Source organism: Acidisarcina sp., assembly GCA_035539175.1.
Classification (GTDB): Bacteria; Acidobacteriota; Terriglobia; order Terriglobales; family Acidobacteriaceae; genus JANXZS01.
In genome coordinates, this window is record DATLIY010000007.1 from 1124211 (window position 1) to 1137836 (window position 13626).

General features: G+C 60.2%; 10 protein-coding genes. 5 read left to right on the forward strand and 5 right to left on the reverse strand.

Going from position 1 to position 13626, the window contains the following annotated elements; translation table 11 throughout:
• Positions 1-20: 20 nt before the first annotated feature.
• The gene (locus tag VM554_07435) at positions 21-1817 is read right to left on the reverse strand and encodes a S53 family serine peptidase (protein HVJ08200.1); all 1797 of its coding nucleotides are present in this window, start codon (positions 1815-1817) and stop codon (positions 21-23) included.
• Positions 1818-2046: 229 nt separating this feature from the next.
• Here VM554_07435 and VM554_07440 point away from each other — a divergent pair, with 229 nt between their 5' ends.
• Positions 2047-2985: an EamA family transporter gene (locus tag VM554_07440; protein ID HVJ08201.1), complete on the forward strand. Its 939-nt coding sequence runs from the start codon at positions 2047-2049 to the stop codon at positions 2983-2985.
• A gap of 9 nt (positions 2986-2994) precedes the next feature.
• Here the strand turns inward: VM554_07440 and holA are convergent, their stop codons facing one another.
• From holA to tilS, 4 genes are all read right to left on the reverse strand, one after another.
• The gene (gene holA, locus VM554_07445) at positions 2995-4158 is read right to left on the reverse strand and encodes a DNA polymerase III subunit delta (protein ID HVJ08202.1); all 1164 of its coding nucleotides are present in this window, start codon (positions 4156-4158) and stop codon (positions 2995-2997) included.
• Positions 4159-4199: 41 nt separating this feature from the next.
• Positions 4200-4724, reverse strand: a complete 525-nt coding sequence (gene lptE / locus VM554_07450) for an LPS assembly lipoprotein LptE (protein HVJ08203.1) — start codon at positions 4722-4724, stop codon at positions 4200-4202.
• Positions 4725-4840: 116 nt separating this feature from the next.
• Positions 4841-6754, reverse strand: coding sequence for an ATP-dependent zinc metalloprotease FtsH (gene ftsH, locus VM554_07455; GenBank protein HVJ08204.1), 1914 nt, complete (start codon positions 6752-6754; stop codon positions 4841-4843).
• A 315-nt stretch (positions 6755-7069) separates the two neighbouring features.
• Positions 7070-8482, reverse strand: a complete 1413-nt coding sequence (tilS, locus tag VM554_07460) for a tRNA lysidine(34) synthetase TilS (protein ID HVJ08205.1) — start codon at positions 8480-8482, stop codon at positions 7070-7072.
• Positions 8483-8677: 195 nt separating this feature from the next.
• Between tilS and ispD the strand changes: the two genes are divergently transcribed.
• From ispD to VM554_07480, 4 genes are all read left to right on the forward strand, one after another.
• A complete protein-coding gene (gene ispD, locus VM554_07465) occupies positions 8678-9424 on the forward strand; it encodes a 2-C-methyl-D-erythritol 4-phosphate cytidylyltransferase (protein ID HVJ08206.1) in 747 nt (248 codons plus the stop codon).
• A gap of 43 nt (positions 9425-9467) precedes the next feature.
• Entirely contained in the window at positions 9468-10088 is a 621-nt protein-coding gene (gene ispF, locus VM554_07470) for a 2-C-methyl-D-erythritol 2,4-cyclodiphosphate synthase (protein HVJ08207.1), read from the forward strand.
• 61 nt (positions 10089-10149) lie between these two features.
• The gene (locus tag VM554_07475; GenBank protein HVJ08208.1) at positions 10150-12021 is read left to right on the forward strand and encodes a M14 family metallopeptidase; all 1872 of its coding nucleotides are present in this window, start codon (positions 10150-10152) and stop codon (positions 12019-12021) included.
• A gap of 20 nt (positions 12022-12041) precedes the next feature.
• The gene (locus VM554_07480) at positions 12042-13592 is read left to right on the forward strand and encodes a glycosyltransferase family 39 protein (GenBank protein ID HVJ08209.1); all 1551 of its coding nucleotides are present in this window, start codon (positions 12042-12044) and stop codon (positions 13590-13592) included.
• Positions 13593-13626 lie beyond the last annotated feature (34 nt).

Sequence of the window (13626 nt, forward strand, 5' to 3'; positions counted from 1 at the left end):
CACGCGGCTCTCAGATGAAGCTATGGATTGCTGGGCGTTTGCGGAACTCCCGCCGATGGCACATTGGGCGCGAGGATGAAGTCCTTGCCATACAGCGTGCCGTTGCCTAGAACCATGTTGTAGCGGGGCCCGGTGTAGTACTTGCCATTGAAGCCAGAGATATTCGTGTGGAAGACACGCAGCGTCGGGCTCTTCTCCTGCGCGGCTGCCAGCGCATAGATGGCGTAATTTTCGTTGCCCTGGCGATGGCCCGATCGCTCAATTTTGAGTGCGGTCAGCCCGGCAAAGGCGGGAGAGGCAGCGCTGGTTCCAATCACCTGATACAAGGTGCCCCCGCTCACGGTTACGACAGAGCTGCGATCTGGATGACATGGCCATTCTGCGCCGAAGGGACAGCCGCCCATATGTAACGCAAGATCCGGAACCGCGCGCATTCTGGAGCCGGTATGCGACGTGATCTGAAATTGTGGCCGGCGAAAGAAGATGCTCGTCCCACCTCCCGAGCTCCAATAGCCCCCGGTAGCCGGCGTGCGGTAGAAGATATCCATTTGCAGCGGATCGCCCCAGGCCGCTTCCTTGATATAGGCGGAATCGAGGTTTGGATGGAGCGCGCTGTAGGTGGTGATGAGGTTTGTGCCGCCGACCCCTGTCACGTGCGGGCTAGCAGCGGGCACTTCCACCGATACTCTGAAGGAGCCACAACTGCTGGTTGCAGCGACATCGAAGCAGGCAGGCGGAGGTATCGACTTTGCCCCAAGATCCCCAGAGCTGGCGACGAAGGTAATGCCCTGCGCATTCCCCTGTTTGAACAGGGAGTCCCACACGTTGAGCAGTCCGAGTTGATCGACGCCGCTATTGTATTCGGCGGTATAGCCAAGTTCAGCCGAGCCGAAGGACATGTTGACGATATCCACTGCGTTGCTCTCAACGATGGTGGTGAGTCCGGCAAAAATGGACGCATCGGACAAATCGGGCAGATTGTAGAGAACAATCTCTGCTCCCGGAGCCATGCCCCCAGCCTGCTGGATGTCAAGATGGGTTTCGAGCGAAGCGATGGCGTCAAAGGGCGCCCCGCCGCGAATCTCCACCTCGAAGATGCGGGGCGTACTGAGCTTCTCATGGCCGAAGTACAAATCCATATCTGCTGGGTTATACGCGCCGGTCATCAGGATGCCGATACGGGCGCCCTTACCCGTGTAGACCTGGTAGCTGGGAAACTCATATGCCTGCTTCAGGTCGTCGAACCAGTAGGGACCGGCGGAAGAATAGCGGTCCTCCGGCGCTGCTGAAGCGAACTGCGCATGGGAGTGCATGTGGATGGTGTCGGAAAAATCCATCACGATGGCTCCGGCAGAGGTAAGCAGAGGCGACAGCCGCAGTGGTTGCGTGGCAGCCAGGACCGTCTTGCCATTGGCAAGGGAAGCATGGGCGACGCGGGTGGAGAAGACTCGCTCCACGTCTCCCACAGTGCCGGCGACATGCATGGAATGCGTATGCACGCCTATTACCTTGAAACCCTCGCCGCGAAGCTCCTGGGAGATCGCGTTCATCAGCCGTGTCGACGGCGCGAACCGGGCCGCGAATTGCTGCGGTGTAAGCCATTGCTGGAAAAGCGAAGAGTCCGGGTCGTGCAGGTCGTTGAGCAGTTGGTCCAGCTCGGATTCGTGCTGCAGCGGCAGGTAGAGATCGAACTCTACCGGCTGAGCCGCCGGGGCACGGTCTTGAATCTTCGCTTTCTCAAGAGCCGCGGCAGAAGGAATGCAGGATATTGCAGCAGCCAAGCCGAGGATGACGGCTAAGGGTAGGCTGATTCTCATAGAGCCTCCGAAGAATCGCACTGTTGTGAGGAAATTTAAAGTCGGGCGAACAAGTGTATCCGGATAGTACGATGCCCTCCGCAGCCGAAAACCCTGCACGCCTGATTGCTAGTAGATGCAAATCTGTGGATGTCTGCGAGCTATTTGGTGGCGGGATCAACAAAACATGGAAGATGGTTCGCTCGGGTGGTAGCCCCCGCTGGCGGCAGCGATGTGCGAAAGTGGAAGTATGGTGAGCTGTGAAATGGAGCAGGCTGCCCGACAAACACGGCAGCGCGTGCTTGGCTACGCGGCGTGCGCCGGGGCTGGATGTTTGTGGGGCATGGGCTTCTACTTTGGCAAGCTGGCGCTTCGGGAGATGGGCAGCAACCATATGGTGCTCTATCGTTTCCTGTTCGCCTGCATCGGGTTTCTGCCGGTCGTGCTGCTCCATCCAGCGCGGCTCAAGGCCTCGGAGTGGCGGGCCCTGCTTACCGCTTCGTTGCTGGGTATCCCGGTGCAGTTTCTGGTGCAGTTCTACGGACTGTCGCTGACCACCGTGAGCCATGCCGCGCTGATGGTCGGGACTATGCCGGTGATCCTCGCCGCGGGCGCGGTACTCTTCGCGAAAGAGCGGCTGGATGGACTTGGCTGGCTGGCGCTGGCAGGATCCACGACGGGCGCGGCGCTGATCGTCCTGGGCGGCAAGCACTCCCAGACAGGCAGGGGCCCGAGCCTGGTTGGAGACCTGCTGATCGTTCTCTCACTCATCGTGGCCCTGGGTTGGATTCTGCTGAATAAACGGCTGATGCAGACTCACTCGCCGATCGTGGTCACGGCATACGGAATCCTGAGCGGCACGGCGATGCTGATTGTCTTTGTCGTCTTACGCAGCGGGCTGCCGCCGGTCCATGGCATAAGCATGAGGGCGTGGGGGGCGCTTGCCGCGAGCGGCATCCTATGCACCTCGACCTCAACCCTGCTGTGGAACTGGGGGATTCACCACGTCCCTGCCTCGCGCGCCGGAGTGTTTCTGAATATCGAGCCTGCACTGGGTTCGTGGCTGGGAGTCAAGCTGCTGGGGGACCAGTTGGGACCGCATGCGTGGATCGGCGGCGCGCTGATTCTGGCGGCTGCTATTACGCTCACCACCCGGGGGCATGAAGAGATTCCAGCCCTGCTGGAATAACGGACGCTTCTATAGCTCCATGGCGTATTGATTCGCGGCGGGATTCGCCGAGGCCGAACGATCGCTGGCCAACTCCAGCACCAGACGCTCCAGCACCAGCCGCTTATCCGGCGGCGAGGAGCGCAGCTCCAGATCCGCACGGGCGATCAATCGAAGAGCGCGGGTGAGCTCGCGGCGGGACTTGTAGCGGCGCGCCTGGCGGATCAGATCTTCAGCCGCGAAGGGCGGCATGCGAAAGCCCTGCCACAATGCCTGCCAGATGGCCCGGGAATCCCGCACATTTTTCTCCAGGATGACGAGCATCTGGCGAAAGGTTCGCGCCAGCATGTAGAGGTGCCCGATCGCCGAATCCTCTCCGCCATCGGAGGCATTCAGGAGCCCCTGCAGCAGCAGCAGGGAGCGCGCCTTGTCCTTGGAAGAGATCGCGTCGGTAAGCTCATAGAGCGAGCGCTGCTTGGCTGCGAGGACCATCGTCTCCACATCGCCCAGCGTCACACGGCGCTTCTCGCCCACGTACAGCACCAGCTTTTCGAACTCGCTGGCGATGAGCATCATGTCCGCGCCCAGGGCGTCGGAAAGCTCGCGAGCCGCTTCCGGGTCAAAACGAACCTGGCGTTTCTCTCCCTCGTCGGTCAGCCAGCGGACGGCATCGGCTTCGTCTGCACGCGCCAGTTCTACCATTCCGCAATCCTCACCCAGGGTCTCGCGGATGCGCTCGTAGCGATTCTTATCTTCGTAGTCCATGCGGCGCAGGTCGGAGGGGATACGAATGTGGTCCGCGACAAAGAGAAGCAGGGCCTGCGGGTTGGGAGAGCGAAAGTAATTCTTAAGCGCCGCGAATTCGTCTTTCTTTGCGCCGCGGGTGTAGAGCACTTTGAGGTTGCGCAGAAAGAGCACCTGGAAAGGCGCCATCAGCGAAGGCGTCTGAGCGCGGTCCAGCGCTTCAAAGATTCCTGTCTCGGCAAGATCCAGATCCGACAGGCAGAAGTCGCGCATATCCGGGGGGACAAAGGCATCGAGAACCGCATGGCGGCAGCGTTCGTAGAGAAAGATCTCATCGCCGACGAGAACGTAACCGGGCTTCAACGAGGACGGATCCTTGGCAGCCGCGCGAATCTCGGCGACAAATCGTTCGGTGGAGGCGAACCCCGCTCCCCAGCGTGCTGCGCTCACTTGCTTCTCCGTTCTGGTGGCGTGGATGGCATCGAGTTCCTTTAGAAGGATTCCAGAATATCGCTCACGAGCGACTGCGCAAAGTCCTGCGAGAGACGACGAATTGCGGCGGGATCTTCCTGAATAAAGCTGGAGAGATCGGCCGTGGTCTCGTACTGGTGGCGAAAGACGTAATCCGGATTCTGGTAGAGCACCGCGTTATTACGATCCGTCACCACAACCTTGGTGTGGACCGTGACCAGAAAGCTGGAAGACTGACCGGTGCCGGAGTTGTAGGTAAGCGGCGTAACGGTCTCGGTAAGGACAGTTCCGCGCAGGGTTGCATCCGCGTCCGGCGGAGCATCGGCGCTCAGCACCTTCCACGACGTGCGGCTGGTGAACTCACGGATGACGGCCTGGGTCATCACGACTTCCGTATGGAAGGACTGCGCGTGATTCTGGAAGATTGGAATGTCCAGCGTATGCACCGTGCTAGGAAGATGCGCGGCCGAGCCAGGCGTGTGATATCCACAGCCGGCAAGGCAGGAGACAAATGTGGCAAGGAGAACAAACTGGACCGGGCGCATGCTGTCTCTATTCTCGCAGAAGCATGGGCTGTGCACTACGATTCCGCACCTGCTCCAAAGGAAAAAGGCGGCCTTTGTGAGCCGCCTTCTCCTGTTGCTGTAGTTTGCTGTCCTGCCTATGCCGGGGAAGGGCTGCCCTCCGGGAATCCGGAAGAGCGTCCCGAATCCGGCTTGAGAACCTGCTGCACGTCGCCGGTGCCGCTGCCCGGTCCGTCGATCTTGAGTGGCGGCAGTTCCTTGCCCTCAAGGATCATGCGGATCTCGTTCGCATCCAGGGTCTCACGCTCCAGCAAAGCGGCAGCCATGCGGTGCATGACATCCTGGCGGGAGTCGAGAATTCCATAGGCGGCGCGATAGGCTTCATCGACCAGCGATTTGACTTCGGCATCGATCTGGCGGGCAGTCTCCTCGGAGAAGTCGCGGTGTTGTGCGATCTCGCGTCCCAGGAAGATCTGCTCCTCCTTCTTCCCGAAGGTGAGCGGACCCAGGCGGCTCATGCCATACTCGCAGACCATCTTGCGCGCCAGTTCGGTGGCACGTTCAATGTCATTGCCTGCGCCGGTGGTCATCTGCTTCAGGAAGATCTCTTCCGCGATGCGGCCGCCCATCAGGATGGCAAGCTGCGTCTCCAGGTAATCCTTGGTGACGGTGTGCTTGTCGTCTTCGGGCAGTTGCATGGTGACGCCGAGAGCCATTCCCCGAGGAATGATCGTGACCTTGTGCAGCGGATCAGCGTGATCGCGCAGCGTCGCCACCAGAGCGTGGCCGGCCTCGTGATACGCGGTGACTCGCTTCTCCTCGTCGGTCAGCAGCATGGACTTGCGTTCGGCGCCCATCAGGACCTTGTCCTTGGCGGTTTCGAAATCCACCATGAAGACCGACTTGCGGTTCATGCGGGCCGCGTTCAGAGCTGCTTCGTTCACCATATTGGCGAGATCGGCACCCGAGAATCCCGGAGTTCCACGCGCCAAAACGCGAAGATCGACATCTTCAGAGAGCGGAACCTTCTTGGCATGAACACGAAGAACCTCTTCGCGGCCACGAACGTCCGGCCTGCCTACCACGACCCGGCGATCGAATCGGCCAGGACGCAGCAAAGCGGGATCCAGAACGTCGGGGCGATTGGTTGCCGCGACCAGGATGACGCCGTCGTTCGACTCAAAACCGTCCATCTCCACCAGCAACTGATTGAGGGTCTGCTCCCGCTCATCGTGGCCACCGCCGAGGCCAGCGCCGCGATGGCGTCCGACCGCATCGATTTCGTCGATGAAGATGATGCAGGGGGCGTTCTTCTTACCCTGCTCAAACAGGTCGCGGACACGGCTTGCGCCGACGCCGACGAACATTTCGACGAAGTCCGAGCCTGAGATGGAGAAGAAGGGTACGTTGGCTTCCCCCGCCACTGCGCGGGCCAGCAGGGTTTTGCCGGTTCCTGGAGGTCCAACCAGCAGAACTCCCTTGGGAATGCGTCCGCCAAGCTTCTGGAACTTCTGTGCCTCGCGCAGGAACTCGATGATCTCCTGCAGCTCTTCCTTGGCCTCATCCACGCCAGCCACGTCCTTGAACGTGACCTTCTTCTGCTGCATGGAGAGCAGCCGGGCGCGGCTCTTTCCAAAGGAAAGCGCCTTGTTGCCGCCGCTCTGCATTTGCCGAAGCATGAAGAACCAGAGCAGCCCCAGCAGGAGGAGCGGCAGGAACTGGATCAGGATATTCACCCAGCCGTTGCCAGAGGTGTCCTTGATGGTTGTCGAAACCTTGTTGTCCTGCAGGATCTTATACATGTCCGGGTAGTTCGCCGGAACTGTCGTATGGAATTGCTCTTTCGCGTCATTCCTGTAGTGGCCGTGGACTTCGCTGTTCACGACGGTGACGTCGCTCACCTGTCCGGCCTGGGCTTCAGAGAGGAATTGCGAAAAAGGGACTTCCTTGTCTTTACCCATGCCCGTGTTCTTCTGGACAACGTTCCAGAGCAACACGAGACAGGCCAAAATGATGACCCAGAAGATGATCGTCTTGACCGTTGAATTCACTCAGAACCCTCTTTCTCTTAGCGCCTGCTGCATTGGAGATGGAGTTCGCTACGCCCAGAACGATTAGGGGAAGGCTAACTTCTCACCTGCATTGCACTATTAGACGACAAGAGTCGCCGATAAGTATCAGAAAGACTCCGGTCTTAATTTTTGACGGCAACAGAGACGACTGCCGGGAGGTTTCCGAACTGTAAACTTAATTCTACCCCGGATGGGCAGGATTCACCCTACAACTCCCGGTGACAGGAGTAATGCTTTCGGTATTCGTGGGCAGCTTTACGGAACCCATGCCGGGCAGCCCCCTCCGAGGATTCCTCAGCCTGCCGTTTCCGCCGAAATCTCCAGCTTCAGGGCAGCTTCCAGCTCCGGCTCCAACTCGACCCCCCGCATCCACACCACCTCTCCTCTCCACTCGACAACCGGCCAGAGCGTCCGGTCAGGGGCGGCGATGTGCATGCGCTCAAAAACTTCTTTCATGCGCTTGGGGCCGCGAGTGTAGCGGAGGCGAACTCGGTCCCCGGGCAAGGGTGGCCGAACGGTAGCGGGAGCAAGGTCGCCGCCACCCTGGCAGGTGCAGCGGAAATGAAGTCCGAAGGCCTCCGCAAAAACCTCTCCGGGAACTGGAAGTACATATTGCAGAATGGCTTGCGCCGTTGCGGGGGGCTTCCCGCAGACGACTTCCAAACGTAGCTCCCGGGCGCTGCGCCTGGCGCGAACGCCGCCGGGGAGGTCAATCCCCGGAGGCAGCTTTTCTCCGGCGGAAGGGTTGCAGAGGGCCGCAAGCTCCTCCGTGGGATCGAAGCCAACACTCACGCCCAGCTGCGAGAGAGCCGCCCGCAGCACACGGCGCCGCAGGGCGGGATGAAGCGAACGCAGGCGCTCCAACTCAATCGAGAGGGACTTCTCCCCCGGATGGGTACTGCTGGCCCGGCCGCCTCCTCGCACCGGTTTTCCTGGTAAGAGGAGCGAGGGAAGCAGTTTTGCCAGTTCGGCTTGCCAGTAGGCTTCCTCGTCGCGGGCAATCGCGGAGAGAGCTGCAAGCTGGGCTTCCACCCCGGGGTTATACTCCCGCAGAGCCGGAAGTAGCTGATGGCGAATACGGTTACGGCTATAGATCAGCTCGCGGTTGGAGGCGTCTTCCCGCCAATCCTGATGGCGCTCGCGGAGAAATGCCTCCACCTCGGCGCGCCGCACCGCAAGCATCGGACGCAGGATCCGGCCCCCGACGGGTACTTCCCTGCCGGACACTTCGCCGGATACTTCATAGATGGGATAGATACCGCCAAGGCCCTCAGTCCAGGCACCGCGAATGAGCTTGAGCAGAACCGTCTCCGCCTGGTCATCGAGGGTGTGCGCGGTGGCAACGGCATCTACCTGGCGGGATGCCAGCAGGCCGCGGAAAAAATCGTAGCGCAGGTTGCGCGCGGCCTCCTCGATTCCCTCCCCGTTCGCACTTGCCGCGGCAGGGGTGTCGCAGCGGTGGAGGTGGAACTCAAGGTCGTGCACCCGCGCCAGTTCGCAAACGAAGGCTTCATCGGCGTCGGCATCGGCTCCGCGAAGACCATGATGGACATGTGCAACGGACAGTACGAGACCGAGTTCTCTGGCCCGCTCCAGCAGGGCGCGAAGCAGCGCCACCGAATCCGCCCCGCCGGAGACGGCCACGGCGACACGCATGCCAGGCCGGAAGAGCGATGTATTCAGCGCCAGTATGGCGGGATTGCTCATGACTTTTATCCTAGAGCCTGCCTATCCGATTGGTCTTGGCTTGATCCATGCTGTTGGCCTCGTGCAATCCCCCGCCCGGCGGTGAGGCTCCCGCTTGGCCGTAGGCTGTGGTCCGAGGGAGGAGGTGACACGCCAGATTCAAATCCCGGGCCAATTGGCGGCGACCTGCGAGAAGTCCTGTATACTCCTCTTTTTATGCGTGTATTCGTTATATTACCGGCGGCAGGAATCGGCACCCGCATGGCAGTGGCTCACACTGCACCCTCGGCGCCCAAGCAATTTCTCGAACTTAACGGTATTCCGATCCTGGTTCATACGCTGCTTGCCTTTGCCGCAGTGAGCCAGGTTAACGCAATCTATGTTGCCGTGCGCAAGACGGAGATGGAACGGCTGCGGAAACAGATCGACGACTACGGATTCAGCGGAAAGGTATTCGTAGTGGAAGGCGGGAACACGCGGCAGGAATCCGTCAGCAACGCGCTGCACGCGCTTGATTGCAGCGGTGACGATATCGTCCTGGTGCATGACTCGGTGCGGCCGCTGATTGAACCTGCGATTATCGAGCGGACCATCGAGGCTGTAGAGAAGCATGGCGCGGCCATTGTTGGCGTGCCTGCCATTGACACGATCAAGCAGGTGGAGCGGACCGCGGATGGAGCTATTATCTCCAGCACCATTCCCCGTGAGCGGATCGTATTGGCGCAGACCCCCCAGGGCTTCCGCTGCGATCTGCTGAAAAAGGCCTTTGCCGAGGCTGAGGCGGATGGCTTTCTAGGCACCGATGAGTCGTCCGTGGTGGAACGCTCGGGAACGAGCGTCTTCGTCGTGATGGGCTCGCCCAGCAACATCAAGATCACCCAGCCATCCGATCTGGAACTCGCAGAGTTTTACCTGAAGACGCGCTCGTCGCGGCTGACAACGCCGGCCAGAGAGAAGGACTGAACCCGGGCCGCCATTCGTTGCCGTCCGCGCGGAGAGATTCACTATGAGCATGAGAATTGGATATGGTTGGGATTCGCACGCATTCAAGCCAGGCGTGCCGCTGCGTATTGGTGGATTGACGCTGCAACACCCGGAAGGACTCGCCGGTCACTCCGATGGAGACGTGCTGCTGCATGCGATCACCGACGCTTTGCTGGGTGCGGTCTCCGCCGGGGACATTGGCACCTTCTTCCCCCCGGGAGATTCGCGATGGAAGAATGCCGATTCGGCCATCTTTCTGAACCTTGCGCTGGAGGAGATTCAGAATGCGGGTTACAGCATCGTAAACGTGGATACGACGCTGATCCTCGCCGCACCGAAGATCTCTCCAGTGGCCGCAGAGATGCGCGAACACCTTGCCGAATTGATGGAAGTGGAGCCCTCGGTCATCAGCATCAAGGCGAAGACGCCGGAAGGCCTGAACCAGGATCACGTAGCTCAGGCGCATGCCGTAGTGCTACTGGAAAAGGTAGAAGATCCGCAGGATCTGAAGAGCATGAGCGCCGTCATCGAGAGCCAGAAGCAACTGGAAGATGTAGTGGAAGACCTGCTGAGCCAGGTGCATGGAGTTCAACCACGGGACAGGGCAGCTCTTCCGACTTTTGATACAGAAGACATCACCTAATCACCGAAAGCAAGCGAGCCTTAACCGAAGCCCCTTAAGCGGAGGCCCTAAATCGGAGACAATGGCTCGAAGGACCAATCCCTTGAGAATGAAAGCCGCGGCCTTCGGGACCGCCATGATTGCCGTGTCGCTCGCATGCGCTCTTATCGCGCCGCTGCTGCGAGCGGAGGAGAAGCAGGACTGGCTGACTCCCGCGGAGCAGAGCGGATACCGCACCACTCCCAACTACGAGGAAACGATGGCCTACCTCAGGCGAGTGGCCGAGGCCGCACCCCGGCAGGTACGCCTGGAACCTTTTGGCAAAACGGGAGAGGGCCGCGATCTCTACATCGTGATTGCATCACGTGACGGGGAGTTTGACCCGGCGAAGCTGCACGCCGCGAAGAGACCGATTGTGCTGGTGCAGAACTCCATCCACGCCGGCGAAATGGATGGCAAGGATAGCTGCCTGGCGCTGCTTCGCGACATGGTCGTGACTCAATCGCAGGCTGCCCTGCTGGATCGCGCCGTCTTCGTCTTTATCCCCATCTACAATGCCGACGGCCATGAACGGCGTTCGAAATATAACCGCATTAACCAGAATGGCCCGGAGGAGATGGGCTGGCGAGCGAACGGCAGCAACCTGAACCTGAACCGCGATTACATGAAGGCAGACGCACCGGAAACACGCGCCCTGCTGAAGATGCTGCATCGCTGGCTGCCGGACTTCTTCGTGGACGATCACGTCACCGATGGCGCGGACTACCAGTACGACGTAACCTTCACCCTGGACAATGGACCGGATGTAGCGCCGGCAACCGCGAAATGGGTCACCGGAACAGTGACTCCAGCCCTGGAGAAGGCTGTGGACGATGCAGGCCACCTGGCCGCTCCCACATACATCACGCTGAACGACGACACGGATCCGGCCCAGGGGCTCTCCTTCAACGACGACCCGCCGCGCTTCTCAACCGGCTACATGATTCTGGAAAACCGGCCCGGTCTGCTGGTCGAGCTGCACATGCTGAAGGACTACAAGACGCGCGTGACCGGGAATTACGAGATCCTGCGCGGGCTGATGCAACTGGTCAATCGCGATGCGGATCGCCTGATCGATCTGAACCGCGAGGCGGATCAAGATGCGATGCGGCTTGGCGCACATCCGCTCGGCAACCAGCCCTTCCCGCTCCGCATGGTGTGGGGCGGCGAGACTACGCCGTTTTTGTATCGCGGCTACAAGGCCACTCGGAGATTGAGCGAGGTTTCCGGCGCGATGTGGGTGGAGTATTCCCACGAACCATGGAATGTCTCTCTTCCGCTGCAGACCGGCGCCAAAGTCGTCGCATCTACCGTACCTCCAGCGGCCTATATTATTCCCGCTGAATGGACGCGGGTGATCGACGTGCTGCAGGCGCACCAGGTTGAGATGAAGCGCACGACTGCTCCCTGGACCGGGACCGTTGAGACCTACCGGTGCAGCGGAATGGAGTGGCAGGATCGGCCATTTGAGGGCCGTCATCCCATTTTTTCAGGGGAGGGCGCTCATGGCAGGCCGGGGCAGTTCGGTCAATGCACATTAGTAACCAACGCGGTTACATATCCTGCGGGGTCGGCGGTTGTCCTGCTGAATCAGCGCCTCTCGAAGGTCGCCGTGCACTGGCTGGAGCCGCAGGGGCCGGACTCGGCTATGGCCTGGGGCTTTTTTGATTCCATCTTTGAGCAAAAGGAGTATGGCGAAGCCTACGTGTTGGAAAAGCTTGCCCGGGAGATGATGGCGAAGGACCCCAAGCTCAAGGCTGAGTTCGAGCGCAAGATCGCCACCGATCCGCGTTTCGCCGCAAACTCCGAGGCCAGGCTCGAATTTTTCTATGACCGCTCGCCCTGGGCAGATGCGCGGCTGGGACTCTACCCGGTCGGCAGGCTCACAAAACTGGACGGTATTCCCTTGAAGTAAAGCCAAGGATCGTAACCTCCATGATGCATCCACCGGACAGTACGCAGGCTGAGAGAGCGCCGAACAACATCTGGCAAAGTGGGCTTGGATGGGCTGCGGTTGTGGCGCTGCTCCGGCTGCTGCTTTATGTGTGGATCGGGCCGCGCTACGGATATTTTCGAGATGAGCTCTACTACCTTGCCTGCGGCCATCATCCTGCATGGGGATACGTCGATCAGCCGCCGATGATCGCATGGATGGCGTGGCTGCTGGAGCACTCGATTGGCACCTCACTCTATGCCCTGCGGCTGCTGCCTGCCTTGGCAGGCGCGGGAACCATCTTCCTCTGCGGGTGGCTGGCAAAGGAGTTTGGCGGCGGACGGCGCGCGGTCCTGGTTGCGGCACTGGCCGCTCTCTGCACGCCGATCTACCTGGCGATGAGCCACCTCTTCTCCATGAATGCCTTCGATCCACTTCTCTGGATGGCAGCCGCGGCGGTGTTGGTTCGCGCAGCAAAAACCGGTAATGAGAATGTCTGGATCTGGCTAGGGCCGGTGGTGGGATTCGCGCTGCTCAACAAGTATGGAGTCGCGTTCTTTACGCTGGGCCTTCTGGCGGGAATTCTGCTAACGCCAATGCGGAGCGCATTTTTGAATCTGCGGCTTTGGGCAGGCGCGGCCATCGGGGCCGCGATCGCAATGCCGAATTTCCTTTGGCAGTGGCATCGTGGTTTTCCCTTCCTGCAGTTGATGCACGCCATCCGGGCCAGCGGCCGCGATACATGGAACGGTGTGCCATGGTTCCTCGGCCAGCAGGCACAGATACTGCATCCGCTGAACGTTGTGCTGATTGCAGGCGCGCTGATCTTCTGGTTCGGGCCGAGGGGCAAGGCCTTTCGCTCCTTGGGATGGGCCTTCCTGGCAACCTTTCTGCTCCTGATGGCGATGCACGCAAAAAACTACTACCTGGCGCCGATGTATCCGATGGTGCTGGCAGGAGGAGCGGTCTGGCTGGGTTCAGTGAGATATCGCTGGATCGTACCGGCTTTCTCTGCCGTGCTCATTGCGAGCGGCATTCTCCTTTCGCCCATTGCTGTCCCGGTGCTGACGGTGAACCAGTACCTGCGCTACACCCATGCGTTGGGCATTGCCCCGCCAAAGTTTGAGAACAACCGGCCCGGTCTGCTGCCGCAACTTTATGCGGACATGTTCGGTTGGGAGCCAATGGCGCAAAAGGTCGCGGCCTATTACAACTCTCTGCCAGACGAAGAGCGTGCGCGGACCGGCATCTTTGCGAACAACTATGGAGAGGCAGGCGCAATCGATTTCTTTGGGCCCCGCTATGGGCTTCCACCGGCCATCAGCGGCCACCAGAACTACTGGTACTGGGGAGCGCATGGCTACACGGGAGAGAGCCTGATTGTGCTGGGCGACAACGAAGCGACCCTGAAGAAGGAGTGCTCTTCGGTCACCACAGCAGCAGTGCTGGACGATAAGTATGCACGGCGCGATGAGATCGGTTCCGTATTCCACTGCCGCGGATTGAAGTGGAACCTGGCAGACGACTGGGCGCGCGTGAAGAAGTGGAATTGAGCGGCGGCGTGTTGGAATCGCGTGCGGCGATGGT